Source organism: Nonomuraea sp. NPDC048901 (genome assembly GCF_040649695.1).
GTDB lineage: Bacteria > Actinomycetota > Actinomycetes > Streptosporangiales > Streptosporangiaceae > Nonomuraea.
The window spans coordinates 798,391-815,946 of sequence record NZ_JBEZFW010000003.1; the positions used below are offsets into that span (position 1 = coordinate 798,391).

The 17,556-nt window shown below is 70.9% G+C and carries 16 protein-coding genes; 8 read left to right on the top strand and 8 right to left on the bottom strand.

Annotation, left to right across the window (positions count from 1 at the left end; translation table 11 throughout):
* Positions 1-53: 53 nt before the first annotated feature.
* Complete coding sequence (locus AB0C30_RS13210) at positions 54-803, top strand: TetR/AcrR family transcriptional regulator (RefSeq protein WP_357942843.1); 750 nt, start codon at positions 54-56, stop codon at positions 801-803.
* 76 nt (positions 804-879) lie between these two features.
* Here the strand turns inward: AB0C30_RS13210 and AB0C30_RS13215 are convergent, their stop codons facing one another.
* From AB0C30_RS13215 to AB0C30_RS13225, 3 genes are all read right to left on the bottom strand, one after another.
* Positions 880-2,361 (bottom strand): High-affinity nickel-transporter, encoded by a 1,482-nt coding sequence (locus AB0C30_RS13215; protein ID WP_357942845.1) that lies wholly within the window; start codon positions 2,359-2,361, stop codon positions 880-882.
* Positions 2,358-3,563, bottom strand: coding sequence for a hypothetical protein (locus AB0C30_RS13220; RefSeq protein ID WP_357942847.1), 1,206 nt, complete (start codon positions 3,561-3,563; stop codon positions 2,358-2,360). Before AB0C30_RS13220 ends, AB0C30_RS13215 begins: the two co-directional genes overlap by 4 nt.
* A 162-nt stretch (positions 3,564-3,725) precedes the next feature.
* A complete protein-coding gene (locus AB0C30_RS13225) occupies positions 3,726-5,102 on the bottom strand; it encodes a DUF4331 domain-containing protein (RefSeq protein ID WP_357942849.1) in 1,377 nt (458 codons plus the stop codon).
* Between the two features lie 219 nt (positions 5,103-5,321).
* Between AB0C30_RS13225 and AB0C30_RS13230 the strand changes: the two genes are divergently transcribed.
* Both AB0C30_RS13230 and AB0C30_RS13235 read left to right on the top strand, forming a co-directional pair.
* Entirely contained in the window at positions 5,322-7,034 is a 1,713-nt protein-coding gene (locus AB0C30_RS13230) for an ABC transporter ATP-binding protein (protein WP_357942850.1), read from the top strand.
* 234 nt (positions 7,035-7,268) lie between these two features.
* Positions 7,269-8,093 (top strand): MurR/RpiR family transcriptional regulator, encoded by an 825-nt coding sequence (locus tag AB0C30_RS13235; RefSeq protein WP_357942852.1) that lies wholly within the window; start codon positions 7,269-7,271, stop codon positions 8,091-8,093.
* A 62-nt stretch (positions 8,094-8,155) separates the two neighbouring features.
* Here AB0C30_RS13235 and AB0C30_RS13240 read toward each other — a convergent pair whose 3' ends face one another.
* The 3 genes from AB0C30_RS13240 to AB0C30_RS13250 are packed head-to-tail and all read right to left on the bottom strand — an operon-like array spanning position 8,156 to position 10,396.
* Positions 8,156-8,902: an ABC transporter permease gene (locus AB0C30_RS13240; protein ID WP_357942853.1), complete on the bottom strand. Its 747-nt coding sequence runs from the start codon at positions 8,900-8,902 to the stop codon at positions 8,156-8,158.
* Complete coding sequence (locus tag AB0C30_RS13245; protein WP_357942855.1) at positions 8,899-9,852, bottom strand: ATP-binding cassette domain-containing protein; 954 nt, start codon at positions 9,850-9,852, stop codon at positions 8,899-8,901. Before AB0C30_RS13245 ends, AB0C30_RS13240 begins: the two co-directional genes overlap by 4 nt.
* A gap of 10 nt (positions 9,853-9,862) precedes the next feature.
* Positions 9,863-10,396, bottom strand: a complete 534-nt coding sequence (locus tag AB0C30_RS13250; protein WP_357942857.1) for a PadR family transcriptional regulator — start codon at positions 10,394-10,396, stop codon at positions 9,863-9,865.
* Between the two features lie 53 nt (positions 10,397-10,449).
* Here AB0C30_RS13250 and AB0C30_RS13255 point away from each other — a divergent pair, with 53 nt between their 5' ends.
* The 4 genes from AB0C30_RS13255 (at position 10,450) to AB0C30_RS13270 (ending at position 14,833) form a co-directional block, all read left to right on the top strand.
* Positions 10,450-11,136 carry an SDR family oxidoreductase gene (locus tag AB0C30_RS13255; RefSeq protein ID WP_357942859.1) on the top strand — a complete coding sequence of 229 codons (687 nt, stop codon included), beginning with the start codon at positions 10,450-10,452 and terminating at the stop codon, positions 11,134-11,136.
* 143 nt (positions 11,137-11,279) lie between these two features.
* Positions 11,280-12,626 carry a formimidoylglutamate deiminase gene (locus tag AB0C30_RS13260; protein WP_357942861.1) on the top strand — a complete coding sequence of 449 codons (1,347 nt, stop codon included), beginning with the start codon at positions 11,280-11,282 and terminating at the stop codon, positions 12,624-12,626.
* Positions 12,623-13,786, top strand: coding sequence for an imidazolonepropionase (gene hutI, locus AB0C30_RS13265; protein ID WP_357942864.1), 1,164 nt, complete (start codon positions 12,623-12,625; stop codon positions 13,784-13,786). Before AB0C30_RS13260 ends, hutI begins: the two co-directional genes overlap by 4 nt.
* Before the next feature lie 105 nt (positions 13,787-13,891).
* Positions 13,892-14,833 (top strand): sigma-70 family RNA polymerase sigma factor, encoded by a 942-nt coding sequence (locus AB0C30_RS13270; RefSeq protein ID WP_357942866.1) that lies wholly within the window; start codon positions 13,892-13,894, stop codon positions 14,831-14,833.
* 147 nt (positions 14,834-14,980) lie between these two features.
* Here the strand turns inward: AB0C30_RS13270 and AB0C30_RS13275 are convergent, their stop codons facing one another.
* On the bottom strand, positions 14,981-15,550 hold the full coding sequence (locus tag AB0C30_RS13275; protein WP_357942869.1) for a TetR/AcrR family transcriptional regulator: 570 nt from the start codon (positions 15,548-15,550) through the stop codon (positions 14,981-14,983).
* 112 nt (positions 15,551-15,662) lie between these two features.
* On the opposite strand from AB0C30_RS13275, the gene AB0C30_RS13280 reads away from it, so the two are divergent.
* Complete coding sequence (locus AB0C30_RS13280; protein ID WP_357942871.1) at positions 15,663-16,460, top strand: alpha/beta hydrolase; 798 nt, start codon at positions 15,663-15,665, stop codon at positions 16,458-16,460.
* Here the strand turns inward: AB0C30_RS13280 and AB0C30_RS13285 are convergent, their stop codons facing one another.
* Positions 16,461-17,375 carry an iron-siderophore ABC transporter substrate-binding protein gene (locus AB0C30_RS13285; RefSeq protein WP_357942873.1) on the bottom strand — a complete coding sequence of 305 codons (915 nt, stop codon included), beginning with the start codon at positions 17,373-17,375 and terminating at the stop codon, positions 16,461-16,463.
* Between the last annotated feature and the right edge of the window lie 181 nt (positions 17,376-17,556).

A 17,556-nucleotide genomic window follows, 5' to 3' on the forward strand; every position in this document is an offset into this window, starting at 1 on the left:
CGGTGCCGGACGGACGTCGCGAAAGGCGAGGGCGATGCGCGAAGGTGAGGACCATGAACGACAAGCTGCCGCCGGGGCTCGACCTGCTCTGGGGAAGACTCGACGAGCCGGCGCCTGAACCCAGGCAGGGGCTCAGCCCGCCGCGCATCGCCCGCGCGGCGGTCGAGCTGGCCGACGCCGGCGGCCTTGACGCCGTGTCGATGGCCAGGGTCGCCGAGCGGCTGGGCTTCACCACGATGTCGCTCTACCGGCACGTCAAGAGCAAGAATGAGCTGCTGCTGCTGATGCTGGACACGGTCGCGGCCGTGCCCGCCGAGCTCGACGAGCCCTGCGACGACTGGCGGGTCGGCCTGGAGCGCTGGTGCGCGGCGCAGTGGGTGATGCTGCGCGCCCATACCTGGATCGTGGATCTGCCCGTCACAGGACCGCCGATCACGCCCAACCAGCTGGCGTGGACCGATCGCGCCCTGAGCGCGCTGCGCGACACCGGGCTCCCCGAAAGCGACAAAGCGGGCGTGGTCCTGCTGATCGCCAACTACATGCTCACCACCGCGCGGATGAGCGCGCATCTCGGCCCCGCCGCCTCGGGGGAGTCGATCGCCGCCTACAGCGCGCTGCTCGGCGACCTCGTCGACGCGCGGCGCTTTCCGGCCCTGCGTACGGCGGTCGACGCGGGCGCCTTCGACTATCCGGCGGACACCGCCGAGCCGGAGCGGCGCTTCGACTACTCCTTCGGCCTCGCCCGGATCCTGGACGGCATGGACACGCTCATCCGGCAGCGCGGCGGCGCCGGGGCGAGCTAGAGCGTGGCGGCCCCGAGGCGAGCCAGAGCGTCGGCGGCCCTGGGGCGAGCCAGGGTGCGGTGGTCCTTGGGGCGGGCTAGAGCGCGATGGCCGAGCGGAGGGCCAGGCCCGCGCCCAGCAGCATCACCATGCCGGCCGTGCCCAGCGGTGCCAGGGTGGACAGCCGGGCGGCGAGGCCCCGCCCCCGTGAGGCGCGCCGTTCGAGGCGGTCGACGAGCTTGACCAGCAGCAGGCCCGTCACGGTGAGCGTCGCCGCCATGCCGAGGCCGTACGCCGTGACCAGGGCCACCCCGAACCAGGTACGACCCAGCGCGATCGCCCCCAGCAGCACGATGAGCGCCGACGGGCTCGGCACCAGGCCGCCCGCCACCCCCATCCCCAGCAGCCCGGCCCGCGTCGAGCCCTCGTGCCCATGCCCATGCCCATGCCCATGCCCATGGCCGTGCTCGTGCGCATGGCCGTGACCGTGACCGTGCCCATGGCCGTGCCCGTGACCAGTGGCACGGCGGGTGGACAGGAGCAGGCGCAGGCCGATGAAGGCGATCAGCACGCCGCTGGCCACCCCCAGCCACCCCAGCACCGCCTCCCCGGCCAGCGCCGTGAACGCGCTCAGCAGCAGGCCCACCACCAGCACCCCGACCGTGTGCGTGGCCGTCACCGTGGCCCCCACGACCAGTGCGTCACGCGGTCGTCCGCGCCGCCCGGCCAGGTACGCGGCCATGATCGTCTTGCCGTGTCCGGGGATCAGCGCGTGCCCGGCCCCGAGGAGCATCGCCAGCGCCACGGCCAGCAGCCCGAGCGGCACGGTGAGCGAGTCGGCGCCGACCAGGCCGGTGAACGTCCGGTCCAGCGCCGCCAGCGCGTCCCCGATCGGTCCACCGACGCTGATCGTGCCGAGCCCGGAAGGCGTACCGCCGGAGCCGGGGGAGCCGCCGCCGGACAGGGCGGAGGCGGCGCCGCCGACGGTGACGGCGGCGGTGCGCTGGTCGAGCGGGTCGGTCAGCAGGTCCTCCGGGTATTTGCGCAGCTCGTTACTCACGCTGACCGCCGGCACGGACGACTGGGTCAGCCGTACCCCATCGCCGACGGCGGTGATCTCGCGCCAGCCGATCCGTTCCTGCTCGAACGCGTCGGTGAAGGACACCGCGCCCGACACCCGGGCCTCGGCGACCAGCCCGCAGGTCAGGCGGCTGGTCTGCAGACCGCCCTGCCCCGGCGCGTAGGCGAACGCCGAACGCGACACTCGCCACGGCACCGCCGTACCCCGGACGGTGAGTCGCTGGGCGGCGGCCAGCGTGGCGCAGGTCCTGGCCGCGTACGAGCCGTCCACGCCCGGTTTCGCCTGGAGTGTCGGCAGTTCCGCCGCGTCCACGACCGCCTCGTTCTCCACCCGGTCGGGCCGCAGGCGCAGCCCGTTGTAGTGGTTGACGGTGAAGTTCCCGAGCGGATGCCGGGCCACCGTCTCCGCCCGCGCCGCCGCCACGAACAGCGCCGAGGCGCACGTCGACAACACCAGGCCCGCGACGACGGACAGCAGGCCGAGCCGGAGCACCCTCATGAGAACCTCGCCAGTGCGGGCAGGGACGGATCGAAGCCCGGAGGCACGCGCGCGGGCTTGCCGAGCGCGCGCTCGATCCGGGCGCGGTGGTAGCCGAGCAGCGGGTTGCGCCAGCCGGTCGAGGTGGCCTTCTTCGCGTACGGCAGGGCCTCGCGCGGCTTGCCCGCCTTGAACAGGGCCCAGCCGAGCGCGTCGGCGGCGACGAGGTTGGGATTGCGCGCGTACTCGGTCCTGGCATGCCGTACGGCCAGCGCCGGGTCGCCGTGATCGGCCTCGAACTCGGCCCAGGTGAGGTCGTCCCGCACCCCCGCGGCCCGCAACAGCTTCCGCTGGGCCTCCAGCAGGGTCCAGTCCGGTTTCAGGCCCGCCTTGATCCGGGTCTCGCCCTGCTCGATCAGGTACTGCGACAGCGGCAGCCGCTCGACCACCCGCTGGTAGAGATCGAGGGCCTCGGCCGTCCGCCCGCCGAGCGCCGCGACCCTGGCCTGTCCGGCGAGCGCGGGGGTGTAGGCGGGGTAAGCCTGGAGCGCCTTCGCGTACCAGCCGCCGGCCGCGGCCAGGTCGCCCGAATGCAGGGCCAGTTCGCCCAGGTAGTAACGGGTGTAGGCGACGTCCGCCGGGGCGTAGGCGTCGTTCTGGGCGTACTCCAGGAACTTGCGCGCCCCCGTCCGGTCGCCCCGCAGCTCGGCCGCGTAGGAGGCGCGGGCGAACGACGCCACGCCGGGACGCAGCCCCATCATCCTGTCCACGGCCTTCGAGGCCCCGTTCAGGTCGCCGAGCTGCGTCTTCGCGTCGGCCAGCACCCCGTGCGCCACCGCGCTGTAGGGGTTGACGCCGATGGCCCGCTGCGCCAGACGTACCGCGTCGGAGAACTCGTGGCGGCCGGCGGCGAGCGCCGCCTGGCCGGTCAGGACCGCGTCATCGGCCGGGTTCAGCCGGGCGGCGGTGGCCAGGGCGCCTTGGGCCTTGGTGTAGTACGACGGATCGCCGGTGACCCTGGCCTGGTCGACGTACTCCAGGCCGAGCTGGGCCCAGCCGCGGTAGTCGCCGGGCAGGCGCTTCAGGCGGGCCTGCAGCGTCTCCGTGAAGGTCACGGCCTGCGTGGTTCCAGTAGAGGTCGCCGGCGGGGCGTAGACGGCGTAGGCCGTGACGGCCAGCGCGCCGGCCACGACGAGGCCACCGGCAAGGGCGAGGGATCGCATCCAAGGCTCCGGAGATCGGAAGGGGTCGGCGCGGACGGGTCGAGGGCCGGCCGGCCCTGACGGGGGACAAGGCCGGCCGGCCGGGGGCGCGGCGGGAGTTTGGGAGACGGGCCCGCCGCGGAGGGACCGGCCGGCCCGGAGAGGAGGCCGACCGGTCGGGGCTCACCGCTGGTTCACCGCCACGTTGCTGGGCAGCGGGATGTACGGGAACGAGTCCAGGATGGGCTTGTCGTTCTTGTCGACCTTGTCCGTCAGACCCGGGACGAGCTTGCCGGACAGCGCGGCGCCCGCCACGGCCTGCAGCGAGATGTCCACGACGTCGTCGGACAGGCGGCGGCCGTTCGGGAAGCCCGCCAGGTCACCGGCCAGCACGCCGAGCCGGTTGGGGTCCTTGGACGGCGGGACCGCCATGTTGAGCCGCAGCATCTCGGCGGGCCGCAGCCGGCCGGCGTCCTTGTTGAGGGTCTGCGAGTTCAGGTCGGCCTTGATCGGCCCGTTGCCCTTGGCGATGCCGGTCAGGAAGATCTCGACCAGGTCGCCACGCGGGGTCGCCGGCGCCTTGATGCCGTAGATGCCCTCCAGCAGCCTGGCCACCTCGGGGTCGGTGACGCGCTTGACCACGGCCGGGATTCCGGCGTCCTTGACCGGGGGCAGCGAGTTGAACGCGTCCTTCAGACCGGCCGGCATCACGACCTCGTTGACCAGCGGGTTGCCCAGGCGGGAGACCTGGACGTAGCCGTTCGGGCGCCACTTGTCCGTGGTGGACCAGATGCCGACCACCGGGTTGCGCCGGGCGTCGCCCCGGAGAGCCAGGTCGTGGGCGGGCACCTGGACGGCCAGGGTGCTCACGTTGTAGCCCTTGGTGGTGTCCTGGCCGACCTCGGACAGGTTGCCGCCGTAGAGCAGGTCGAAGACGCGCAGGTCCAGGAAGAACGCCTCGTCGGACTGGCCGGCGTAGGCCTTGCCGCCGTTCGGGAGGCTCTTCAGTGACTGGGCGCGCAGCGTGCCGTAGTCGGGCATCGAGGCGGGGCCGACGTTGCTCGGCGCGACGATGCCGTCCGAGATGAGCGTCCTGGTGCCGCCCTCGGTGATCCGCCTGAGCGTGTAGTGCTGGCGGAAGAGCAGGTTCTCGTCGTGGAGCGAGGTGACGGGCCCGTTGTTGTACAGGAACGTGGCGTTGCCGCGCCGGTCCTCATCGCGGAAGGTCCACTGGTAGACGATGTCGGGCTTGGCGTCGCCGTCGTTGTCGATCTTGATGTTGTAGCGGGACTTGGTGTCGAACGTGTAGAAGTTCGGGCCGCCCTGCGGCTCCTGGAACGGGATCCAGTTGGCCAGCAGCGTCACCGTGTCGGCCTTGTCGGGGCTGACGAACGCGTACACGTCGGTGTTGTCGTTACGCGGGTCCCCCGCGATCATCGGCGCCTCGCGGTGCGAGGAAGCATCGCCGGAGTCGGTACGGAGCAGGGCGAACGAGGAGGCGGTCAACGCCGCCGCGACGCCCAGTCCGACTAGAGCGCGCCGGTTGATCCGGAGCTCCATGTTCGGTCCTTTCGAGAGTGCTGATCGAGATCGAGAGGTTCCGGCCGGGTTCCTCGACGGCGTATTCGTCGCAACTCCGCGAACGGATGTGTCTTCTCCTCCTCGAGAATGAGACGTCAACGAAGGTTGACATACTTTGGTCGTCAATTTAGGTTGACGGGTGCGGATCGCGATCCGCCGTTCGTTGGGTTTTCGGGATATGTCGCGAGAGGAGACACGGTGATCAGAGAGCTGCTCGCCTACATGCGCCCGCACAGGAAGATCCTGGTGCTCGGGGGGTTACTCGGCCTGGTCGGCTCGGTGGCGGGCCTGGCGATGCCGTTGCTGGCCAAGTACGTGGTGGACGCCTTCGGCCAGGACCGGTCGATGGCCGGGCCGTTGCTCGGGCTGACCGTGGCGGTGCTGGTCGGAGCGGTGGTGTCGGCTCTGGGCACGTACCTGATGGAGCGCACCGGCGAGGGCATCGTGCTGGGCGCGCGGCGCCGGCTCATCGACCGGATGTTCCGGCTCAAGGTCGCCGACGTGGACCGGCTCAAGCCCGGCGACCTGCTGTCGCGGGTGACCGGTGACACGACGCTGTTGCGGGCCGTACTGACCAACGGGGTCGTGAACTCGATCGGCGCGGTGTTCATGCTGGCCGGCGCGATCATCATGATGGCGACCATGGACGGCGTGCTGCTGCTGGTCACTCTGCTTGTGGTGGTGGTGATCGGCGGGCTGACCGGGCTGGTGATGCCCAGGATCCAGCGGGCGCAGAAGCAGGCCCAGGAGGCCGTCGGCGAGATGGGCGCCGTGCTCGACCGGGCGCTGCAGGCGTACCGGACGGTCAAGGCCAGCGGCGCGGAGGAGCGCGAGATCGCGGTCGTCGGCGGCGCCGCCACGCGCGCTCGCGACCGGGGGCTGCAGGTGGCCGGGTGGACCTCGCTGGCCGGCGTGGCGACCTGGATGACGGTGCAGATCGCCTTCCTGTGCGTGCTGGCCGTCGGCGGGGCGCGGGTCGCCTCGGGCGTGCTGGAGGTCTCGTCGCTGATCGCGTTCCTGCTCTACCTGTTCTACCTGGTCGCGCCGATCGGGCAGATCGTCGAGGGCATGGTGCAGCTGCAGCAGGGCCTGGCGGCGATGAAGCGGATCAAGGAGATCGAGGACCTGCCCGCCGAGCCCGTCGGCGCCACGGTTCCGGCACTCCTCGCGGCGCGGCCGGCCGGGGTGCGGTTCGAGGACGTGGTGTTCCGGTACGGGGACGACCGGCCGATCGTGCACGACGGGGTCAGCTTCGAGGTGCCGCCCGGCGGGCTGACCGCGCTCGTCGGGCCGTCGGGCGCGGGCAAGTCGACGGTGTTCGCCCTGCTGGAGCGGTTCTACGAGCACCAGGACGGATTGATCACGGTCGACGGCCGGGACATCCGCGACTGGCCGCTCGCCGAGCTGCGGGCCACGCTGGGCTATGTCGAGCAGGACGCGCCCGTACTGGCGGGCACTCTCAAGGAGAACCTGCTCTTCGCCGCCCAGGACGCCACCGAGGAGGAGCTGCGACGCGCGATCAGTCGCACCCGCCTGGACGACCTGGTCGCCAGGCTGCCCGAGGGACTCGACACGGCCGTCGGACACCGGGGCGTGCTGCTGTCGGGCGGCGAGCGGCAGCGGGTGGCCATCGCCAGGGCGCTGCTGCGCAAGCCCAGGCTGCTCCTGCTCGACGAGGCCACCTCGCAGCTGGACGCGGTCAACGAGCTCCGGCTGCGCGAGGTCATCGCCGAGGTGGCCGCCGAGACGACCGTCCTCGTCATCGCGCACCGGCTGTCGACGGTGACCAACGCGGACCGCATCGTGGTCATGGAGGCGGGCGGGGTGCGCGCGGTGGGCACCCACGACGAGCTGGTGGGCCAGGACGACCTCTACCGCGAACTGGCCGCGACCCAGTTCCTGGTGAGCTAGTCCCGTCTTCCGAACGTGCCGTCCCTTGGCGGGCCCAGCCCTGTCTGGGTGAACCGGGCTAGTACTGCGAGTGACATAGGTGAATATGCTCATTCAGGGCTCGCGCCGGGCGAGCGCCGCAAGGCCCGACAACCGGGCCATCCTGGAGCTGTTCCCCGGCAACGAGCCGCCGGCCGGGTGGATCCACCTGGCGCGGGAGGGATGAGAAGTCGGACAGATAGTGTTGGAGCTGCTGTGACAGGTGGATACCACAGTGGTCTGGCCGGGCTTCTCGACGGGCGGCGACTTTCTCCGGTGCAGCGGCGGATCGCCCACTACCTGTCCGAGCATCTCGACGAGGCGATCTTCCTGTCCAGCGTCGAGCTGGCCGAGCGGTCAGGGGTGAGCCAACCGTCTGTGACGAGGTTCGCCATGGTGCTCGGCTTCGCCGGCTATCCGGAGCTGCGGCAGGCGCTGCGCCCGCTGGTGCTGGGCGGGCCGCCGGAGGAGAGCCTGCTCCAGGGCGCCATCGACAGTGAGATCCGTAACCTGGCCGCAGTCAGGGAGCGGCTGGCGGGCCTGCCCCTGAAGGAGCTGGGGGAGTCGCTGGCCGCCACTGAGCCGCTCCCGGTGCTGGGACTGCGGGTCTCCTGCGGGCTGGCCACCACCTTCGCCTACTACGCGCGGCGGATCCATCCGGAAGTGCGGCTGCTGACGCACGGCGGCTCCGAGCTGATCGAGGGGCTGCACGCCGCGCGGCGGGCGGGCGCCGAATGGCTGCTCGCCGTGGTGCTGCCGCGCTATCCGGCCGAGGTGATGCACGCCCTGGAGTACGCCGAGAAGCTGGGGCTGCGGATCGCCGTCATCTGCGACAAAGCCGACTTCCCCGCCGAGGTGGTGCTCGACGCGCCGGTGGGGGATCGGCTGGTGTTCGACTCCCACGCGGCGCCGCTCACGCTGGCCATGGCCCTGGTCGATGCCATGGCCGACGCCGCGCCGCTGCGTACCCAGGCCCGGCTGGAGGAGTACGAGCGGATGACCGACGAGACCGGCACATTCGTCACCGGCGATCTCCCCTGACCGGTTCCGGGCCGCCCGCCTCCGGTCTGACCGGTTCCGGTTCCGGCCCGACCGGCTTGGGGCTAACCGGCGATCCGGCGCAGTGAGCGCACCGACCAGGTCACGGTCAGCGCGGCCAGCACCAGCATGACCGCGAACGCGATCGGGATCGACACGTCGGTCAGATTCCCCGCGAACAGCGCCCGCCCCGCCACCACCGGGTGGTACATCGGATTGAACACGGCCACCTTCTGCATCCACTCCGGCGCCAGCGTCATCGGCAGCAAGGCCCCCGACAGCAGCATGACGGGCAGGGCGAAGAACTGCATGATCTGCGCCATGCCGTTCTCGTCCCGCAGCGACAGCGCCAGACCGTACGCGATGCCGGAGGAGAACAGGCCGGTCACCGCGATGAGCAGCACCATGACGACGAGCCCGGGCAGGCTGGCGCGCATGCCCATGACCAGCGCGATCACGATCACCACGACCGACTGGAGCATGAGCACGACCCCGTCGCGGAGTGTGCGGCCGAGCACGATCGACGGGCGCCAGGCGGGGCTGACCGCGATGCGCTCCAGGACGCCGCTGCGCAGCTCGTAGATCATGCCGTAGCCGACGCCGATCGCCCCGAACAGCGCGGTGATCACCAGCATGCCCGGCGCGAAGCTCGTGAGCTGCGCGGAGATGGGCTGCCCGGCGGCACCCGCCACCAGCGGGCCGAACAGCAGCAGGTACACCACCGGCTGGACGATGCCGAACAGCGGCCAGATCGGGTTCCTGAACGTGTTGCGCAGCTCGTACACCAGAAAAAGCAGCGTGTGGCGGATCATGCGGCGGCTCCGGTGTCGCGCAGGGATCGGCCGGTCTTGGCCAGGAAGACGTCGTCGAGGGTGGCGCGGTCGAGCGCGATCGAGGACAGGGCCAGGCGCTGCTCCTCCAGCGCCCGCAGCAGTGTGGGCAGGGCGTGCTCGCCGTCGTCAACGTACACGCGCAGCACGTCGTCGTCGACGCGCGTCTCGCGGGCGTACGGCTTGAGCGTCGCGGCGGCCCGCTCCGTCTCGTCCAGCCTGAGCGTGACGACGTCGTCGGCGACCTCGCGCTTGAGCTCGCCCGGTGTACCCTCGGCCACCACCAGGCCGTGGTCGACGATCACCAGCCGGTCGCACAGCGCGTCGGCCTCGTCGAGGTAGTGGGTGCTGAGCAGCACGCTGGTGCCGAGCTCGCGCAGCTGCCTGATGCGGTCCCAGAGATTGGCGCGGTTCTGGGGGTCGAGCCCGGTGGTGGGCTCGTCGAGGAAGAGCAGCGGCGGGCTGTGCACCAGCCCGAGCGCGATGGCCACGCGCCGTTTCTGGCCGCCGGAGAGTGTACGGCCGGGCCGGTCGGCGATCTCCGTCAGGTCGAACCTGGCGAGCACGTCGGCCGTGGCCCCGGCCGGGTCGGGCACACTGTGGATCTTCGCGGCCATGATGATCTGCGCTCGTGGCGTGGTGCTCTCCTCAACCCCGCCGGCCTGGCTGACGTAGCCCAGGTTGCGCCGGACGGCGCCGGGTGCCTTGAGCAGGTCGTGCCCGGCGACGGTGGCCGTGCCGGCGTCGGGCGTGATCAGCGTGGCGAGCATTCTGATCGTGGTCGTCTTGCCGGCGCCGTTCGGGCCGAGGACGCCGAAGATCTCGCCCTTGCCCACTTCGAGGTCGACACCACGGACCGCCTCCACGGTCTGGGTGCCCCTTCTGCCTCTGGTGATGAATGTCTTGCGTAAGCCGTGCGCCTCAATGATCATTTGCGGCTCCTTACGGTAGTTCGTCGTTCTCGACTCTGGTGACCGCCTTCTCCGCCCAGTCGAGGTGCGCGGCGAGCATGGCGACGGTCAGGCGGAGGTTCTCGTCGACGTGCCGGGGGGCGCCGTAGCGCTGCTTGACGCCGTAGATGCTCTCCATCGTCTCGATCGACATCCTGAGCTGCCGGATCCTGCCGTCGAGCGCGTCGAGGATCTCCTGCTTGGGCAGGCGGTCCATGAACGTGAGCGCCACCTGGAAGGGATCGATGATCGGCCTGATGTCGTACCAGGTCTCGAGCAGTTGCCGGTGGAAGTCCCTGCGGCCCGCCTCGGTGATCTCGTAGACCGTCTTGCCGCCCTTGCCGCTCTCGACCACCTCAAGCAGGCCCTCTTCGGCCATCTTGCTCAGCCCGTGATAGATCGAGCCGAACGCCACGTTGGCCCAGTGCTCCGCGCCCATCACCTCCAGATGCCGGCGGACCTGATATCCGTTGAGCGGCTTGTCGAGGAGGCAACCGAGGATGAGCACACGGGTTGAAGAAGACATGTACAAGTTTGTAGTCAAATTTGAACTCATGTCAAGGTCATAAACTGAGCCGCATGACTGAACGACCGATCGCGCTGGTCACCGGCGCCTCCCGTGGTGTCGGCGAAGCGATTGCCAGAGCGCTGGGGCCCACGCACCACGTCATCCTCGGCGGCCGCGACCGCGACACGCTGGCCGCCCTGGCGGCCGAACTGCCCGATGCCAGGGTGTGGCCGGTCGAGCTGACCGAGGTCACCGAGGCCGACGTGGCGGGCGTCGAGCGGCTCGACCTGCTGGTGCACAGCGCCGGGATCGGCCTGCTCGGCAAGGTCGCGGAACTGAAGACCGACGTGTGGCGCAGGACGATGGAGCTCAACGTGATCGCCGTCGCCGAGCTGACCCGGCTGCTGCTGCCCGCGCTCAGAGGGGCCGGCGGTCATGTGATCTGCGTCAACTCCGGCGCCGGGCTCCGGGCGAACCCCGGCTGGGGCGCCTACGCGGCGAGCAAGTTCGCGCTGCGGGCCTTCGCCGACGCGCTGCGCCAGGAGGAGACCGAGCTCAGGGTGACCACCATTTACCCGGGCCGGGTGGACACCGACATGCAGCGCGGCGTCCGTGAGCAAGAGGGCGGCGACTACGAGCCCGACAAATACCTCAAGCCCGAGTCCGTGGCCCGCGCGGTGCTGGCCATCGTCAACGCCGGGCCCGACGCGCACCTGACCGAGCTCACGCTGCGGCCCAGCGCGGGCCCGGTCAACTGAATGGATTCATTCACTACCGCGTCCTCGCCCCCGCCGGGGGTCGTACGCGATCCCACCGGCGTGTCCCAATCCCCGGACGAGCATGCCGAGCAGGCAGACTGCGAGGCGGGGGTCGTCGCTCTCGCGAACGTTCTGGAGGACCTGTGTCGGTGACCTACTGGTGCGAGCACGCCTGGCTGCCCGACGGCGTCCACGAAAGCGTGCTCATCAGGGTGGACGGGACCCGAATCGCCGACGTGACGCAGGGCGACCCTGACGGCGCCGAACGCCTGGTGGGCCTGACGATGCCCGGCCTGGCCAACGCCCACTCCCACGCCTTCCACCGGGCGCTGCGCGGCATCACGCAGGCGGGCGCGGGCGACTTCTGGACGTGGCGCGAGCGGATGTACGAGGTGGCCGCGGCGCTCGACCCGGACCGTTATCTCGCCCTGGCCAGGGCCGCGTACGCGGAGATGGCGCTGGCGGGGGTCACCTGCGTGGGCGAGTTCCACTACCTGCACCACGCGCCGGACGGCCGGCCGTACGACGACGCGAACGCGATGGGCCACGCGCTCATCCAGGCCGCCCGAGACGCGGGCCTGCGCATCGCGCTGCTCGACACCTGCTACCTGACGGGCGGCATCGGCACAGGCGCGGCGGCCGGTGGCGGCACGGGACTGGTGGGGGCGCAGGTGCGCTTCGGGGACGGGGACGCCGACCGGTGGGCGAGCCGGGCCGACGAGCTGGCCGCCGCCTACGAGGGGCAGCCCGACGTGGAGATCGGCGCGGCCGTCCACTCGGTGCGGGCGGTGCCGGCGGAGCAGATGCCGGTGGTCGCCGAGTTCTCCCGCCACCACGCGGCGCCGCTGCACGCGCACGTCTCCGAGCAGCGGGCCGAGAACGCCGCGTGCGTGGAGATGTACGCGGCCAGCCCGGTGCAGGTGCTGCACGAGCGGGGCGTGCTCGGACCGCGCTCCACCGCCGTCCACGCCACCCACCTGAGCGACGTCGACATCGAGCTGCTCGCCCAGTCGGGCACGCACATCTGCATGTGCCCCACCACCGAACGCGACCTGGCCGACGGCATCGGGCCCGCCAGGACGCTGTTCGACCGCGGCGCGCCCATCACGCTCGGCTCCGACAGCCATGCCGTCGTCGACCTGTTCGAGGAGGCCAGGGCGGTCGAGCTGGACGAACGGCTGGCCACCGGCGAGCGCGGCCACTGGCGCGCCGAGGAGCTCCTGACCGCCGCCACGGCCGCGGGCCACACCTCGCTGGGCTTCCCCGACGCCGGGCTGCTGGTGCCGGGCGCCTGGGCGGACCTGGTCTCCGTACGCCTCGACTCGGTCCGTACGGCGGGTGCCGGCGGGGTGGAGGCGCTGGTGTTCGCGGCGACGGCGGCCGACGTGCACTCGGTGATCTCAGGTGGCCGGCGCGTCGTGTCGGACGGGCGGCACACGCTGGGCGACGTGGGCGCCATGCTGACCGAGGCGATTGGATGGGTTCGATGACCTCTGTGCTGTTCGACGGGATCAAGCTGCTCTACACCGGGGATCCGGAGCGGGAGGAGATCGAGGACGCGGCGCTGGTCGCCGAGGACGGCCTGGTCACCTGGGTGGGCCCGGCGGAGCGGGCGCCGGACGCCGACGAGCGGGTGGACGCCGGGGGCCGGGCGGTCATCCCGGGGTTCGTGGACAGCCACGCGCACCTGGTGTTCGCCGGTGACCGGACGCACGAGTTCCAGGCGCGCATGTCCGGCGTGCCCTATACCGGGGGCGGCATCAGGACCACGGTCGCCGCCACGCGCGCGGCCTCCGACGCGGAGCTGGCGACGAGGGCCGCCGCCCTGGTCGGCGAGATGCGGGCGCAGGGCACCACGACTGTGGAGATCAAGAGCGGTTACGGGCTGACCGTCGAGGACGAACGGCGCTCGCTGGAGATCGCCACCGGGCTGACCGACGAGACCACCTACCTCGGGGCGCACGTGGTGCCGTCGGGCATCGCGGCCGACGACTACGTGCGGCTGGTCACCGGCGAGATGCTGCGGGCGTGCGCGCCGTACGCCAAGTGGGTGGACGCCTTCTGCGAGCGCGGCGCCTTCGACGGCGACCAGACCAGAGCGGTGCTGGAGGCCGGGATCAAGGCGGGGCTGCAGGCCAGGGTGCACGCCAACCAGCTCGGCGAGGGGCCCGGCGTGCGGATCGCCTGCGAGCTGGGCGCCGCCTCGGCCGACCACTGCACCCACCTGAGCGCCGCCGACGTCGACGCGCTGGCCGCCTGCGCCCCGAAGGACGCCCCTGGCACCGTGGCGACGCTGCTGCCCGGCGCCGAGTTCTCCACCCGCTCGCCCTACCCCGACGCCAGGAGGCTGCTCGACGCGGGGGCGGTCGTCGCGCTGGCCACCGACTGCAATCCCGGCTCCTCATACACCTCGTCGATGGCGTTCTGCGTGGCGCTGGCCGTGCGGGAGATGGGCATGACGCCGCTGGAGGCGATCAGGGCCGCGACCCGTGGCGGGGCCCGCGCGCTGCGGCGTACGGACGTAGGCTGGTTGCTACCGGGAGCCCGCGCGGACCTCGTCGTGCTCGACGCTCCGTCCTACGTCCATCTCGCCTATCGGCCGGGTGTTCCCCTCGTTCACCAGGTGTTTCTCGGTGGTCTCCTCCTTTAGGAGGACATCCAGAACCGTCCCCTGGTCGTAGCCCTTTAGGGAATCTTTGCATCTGGCCGGACGTTGGCCGGATAAGAACGTAGCTGCGGAACGAGGTGCCTGGGGATGGCAAGGCCTACGGGGAGTCGCACGCAGGAGCAGCACGTCGCTGATCGCGATCTGCTGGGGACCTACCTGGCGGAGATCGGGCGGGTCCCGCTGCTCACGGCGGAGGAAGAGGTGGAGCTCGCCAAGCGCATCGAGGCGGGCCTCTTCGCCGAGCAGCTGCTCGACAGCGGGGGTGCGGAGCCGCGCATCGGTGACGCGGCCGATGAGGAGCTGGAGCGCGTCGCGGTCTCCGGCCGGCGGGCGAAAGACGAGTTCATCCAGGCGAACCTTCGCCTGGTGGTGGCGGTGGCCCGCAAATACTCCGGCCGCGGGATGCCGCTGATCGACCTGGTCCAGGAGGGGAACCTGGGGCTGGTCCGGGCGGTGGAGAAGTTCGACTACAAGCGGGGTTACAAGTTCTCGACGTACGCCACGTGGTGGATCAGGCAGTCCGTGGGCCGGGCCATCCACGAGCAGGCGCGGCCGGTGCGGCTGCCCACCCACGCGGGTGAGCAGATGACCAGGCTGATGCGGGTGCGCCGGGACATGCTGGCGGAGTTCGACGTCGAGCCGACCGACGAGGACCTCGCCGGGATCCTGGAGCTGCCGATCGAGCGGGTCCGGGAGCTGCGCCGCTGGGCGTCGGACCCGGTGTCGCTGCAGCTCGGGGTGGGCGACGAGGACGAGACCGAGCTGGGCGACATGATCGCCGACGAGACCTGGGCCGATCCGGAGCAGCAGGCGATCGACATCCTGGAGCGCGAGCGGCTCGACCAGTGGCTCACCGATCTCGAGGGTGACACCCGCGACATGCTGCGCTGGCGCTATGGGCTGGTGGACGGTCGCGAGCACACCCTGACCGAGGTGGGCGAACGCTACGGCATCGGTCGCGACCGCGCCCGCCGCATCGAGCGCGACGCGCTGGCCCGGCTGCGGAAGATGGCCACCGCGGCGGCATAACAACCAATTTTCTTTTACGGCAGAGCACGGTGGGCCCCACCCGCCGTGCTCGGTTGCCGTCTGTCCAGGGGCACGCTCCTCCGGTGGCGCGGGCTGGGCGCCGTGACGTGCGCATTCTTGGCCCCGGTCCGTGGATCCCAGCCGTCTTCAGGGGTGGTGCAGGATGCGCCGGAGGAACTCCTCTACCGCCGCCTCCGCCGTTTCGCGCTCGCCGCCCCTGGCGACCAGCAGGGCGCTCTCGTTGATGGCGGCCAGCAGCATGTGGGCGTGCAGGTCCAGGAAGCCGTCGGGGATGGCGTCCGTGGCGCGTAGCGCGCCCTTCAGCATGCCGAAGGAGTAGCGCTCCTCCATCGCCCGCCACCGCTCCCACCCCAGCACCGACGGCGCGTCGATCAGCACGATGCGCTGGATCACCGGATCGCCCGCGAGCCTGATCCAGGCCAGAACGCCGGCCCGCAGCGCCTCGGCGGGGTCGGTGATGCCCGCGACCGCCTCGACGATCTTGACGCCGATCCCCGCCTCCGTCGCCTCCAGCACCGCCTCGAACAGCGCGTCCTTGCCCGCGTAGTGGTGGTAGAGGGCGCCTCGGCTCAGCCCCGACTCCTGGAGGACCGCCTCGATCGAGGTGCCCTCGTAGCCGTGCTCGGCGAACAGCCGCGTGGCGATCGCGAGGAGCTGGTCGCGGGTGGCCGCGCCGCGTTCCGCCTTGAGGTTCATGGAACCACTGTAGAAGCGGACCTCTGCCCGCAGGCCATAGACAAACCGACAGTCGGTCTGTAATTTCATATACCGACAGTCGGTTTGTAATCTAGGCATGAGGACACAAGACATGAACGACATCAGTTACGTGGACGTCGGCGACGGACCGGTCGCCCTGTTCGTGCACGGCGTAGGCACCAGCTCCTACCTCTGGCGCAACGTCATCGCCGAGCTGCGCGACGAGCGCCGGTGCGTGGCGATCGACCTGCCCCTGCACGGCGGCAGCGCGCCGCGCGACGACCTCTCCATCCCCGCGATGGCCGAGGCGGTGGAGGAGCTCTGCGCCGAGCTCGGGCTGGACCAGGTCGACCTGGTGGCCAACGACACGGGCGGCGCGGTGGCGCAGGTCTTCGCCGTACGCCACCCGGAGCGGCTGCGCTCACTCACGCTCACCAACTGCGACGTCCACACCAACACACCGCCGGAGACCTTCCAGCCCACGGTCGACCTGGCCGCCCGGGGCGAGCTCGCGCCGCTGACCGCCGCGCTGCTGGACCAGCCGGAGCTGCTGGCCCGGACGGCGCTCGGCGACGGCTATGAGCGCATCGACGATCCGGCGGACCTGGTCGACCACTACCTGCGGCCGATCTTCGACAAGCCCGACGGCGGGCGGGCCTTCGAGCGGCTGCTGACCTCGATCGACGCCAAGGACATGATCGCGATCGAGCCGCTGCTCACCGTGCTGGCCGTGCCGACCCTGGTGGTGTGGGGGACCGGCGACGTCTTCTTCGACGTGAGCTGGGCCCGCTGGCTGCGCGACACGATCCCGGGCGTGAAGGAGATCGTGGAGATCGAGGGCGGGCGGCTGTTCTTCCCCGACGAGCGGGCCGGCGAGCTGGTGCCGCACCTGCGCCGGTTCTGGGGCTGATCAGGCGAGCGGGGCCAGGTACTTGTCCAGGTCGTCGAGGATCCCGCCGGCGGCCGTGACGCCGATGCCGAGCATCCAGACCTCGTCGTCCACGTTGTGGGCGTTGCCCGACTTGACCGCCCCGAGGTTCTTCCAGAGCGGGCCGCCGGTCACCGACGCCTGGCTCTTGGCCGCCGCCTGGCCGTAGGCGGTGTAGAAGACGGCGTCGGCGTCGGCCTGGGCGATGTTCTCCTGGCTCAGCTTGCCGAAGCGCTTGTCCTGCTGCGTGGCCAGCATCTGCGTCTCCGGGCGGGGGATGCCGGCGTCGCCGACGACGATGCCGCTGAAGGACTCGGGGCCGTACATCCGGATCTCCGTCGGCATGAAGCGGACGATGCTCACCTTCAGCTTCGCGTACTTGGCGCCGACCTGCTTGGCCCGCGTCTCGTAGGCCGACAGCAGCCCGGCCGCCTGGTCCTTCTTGCCCAGGGCCTCGGCGTCGAGCAGGAAGTTCTGCTTCCAGGTGACGCCGACCTTCTCCGTGAACACGGTCGGGGCGATCTTGCTGAGCTTGTCGTAGAAGGCCGCCTGCCGGAACTTGGTGCCGAGGATGAGGTCCGGCTTGAGCGCCATGATGGCCTCGATGTTCGGCTGCTGGAGGGTGCCGACCGCCTTGGTCGCCGACAGCGCCGAGCCGAGGTACTTCGGCCACGCCTGGCTCTCGGTGGCCTGGGCCGCGCCCACGGGGGCCAGGCCCAGCGAGACCATCGTGTCGAGTTTGTCGGTGTCGAGAACCACGACCCGCTTCGGCTCCATCGGCACCTTCGTCTGGCCCATGGCGTGGGTGACCGTCCTGGTCGGCCCCGCCTGCTGGGCGGTGGTGGAGGTGCCGCAGGCGGCGAGCACGAGAAGGGGCAGCAGGAACGCCAGACGCATTGGGGGATCCCTTGATCGATTAGGTTAGGCAAGCCTAAGTCTATGCCCGAATATTCGGAACGCGCGGTCCGAAACATGGACGAAACACCAGTGGGACGAGATTCACGAATGTGAAACACACCCGGTCGAGCCACGAAACTCCGGGCGAACACGCTGTGGCCACACGTCACATGTAAGGAGG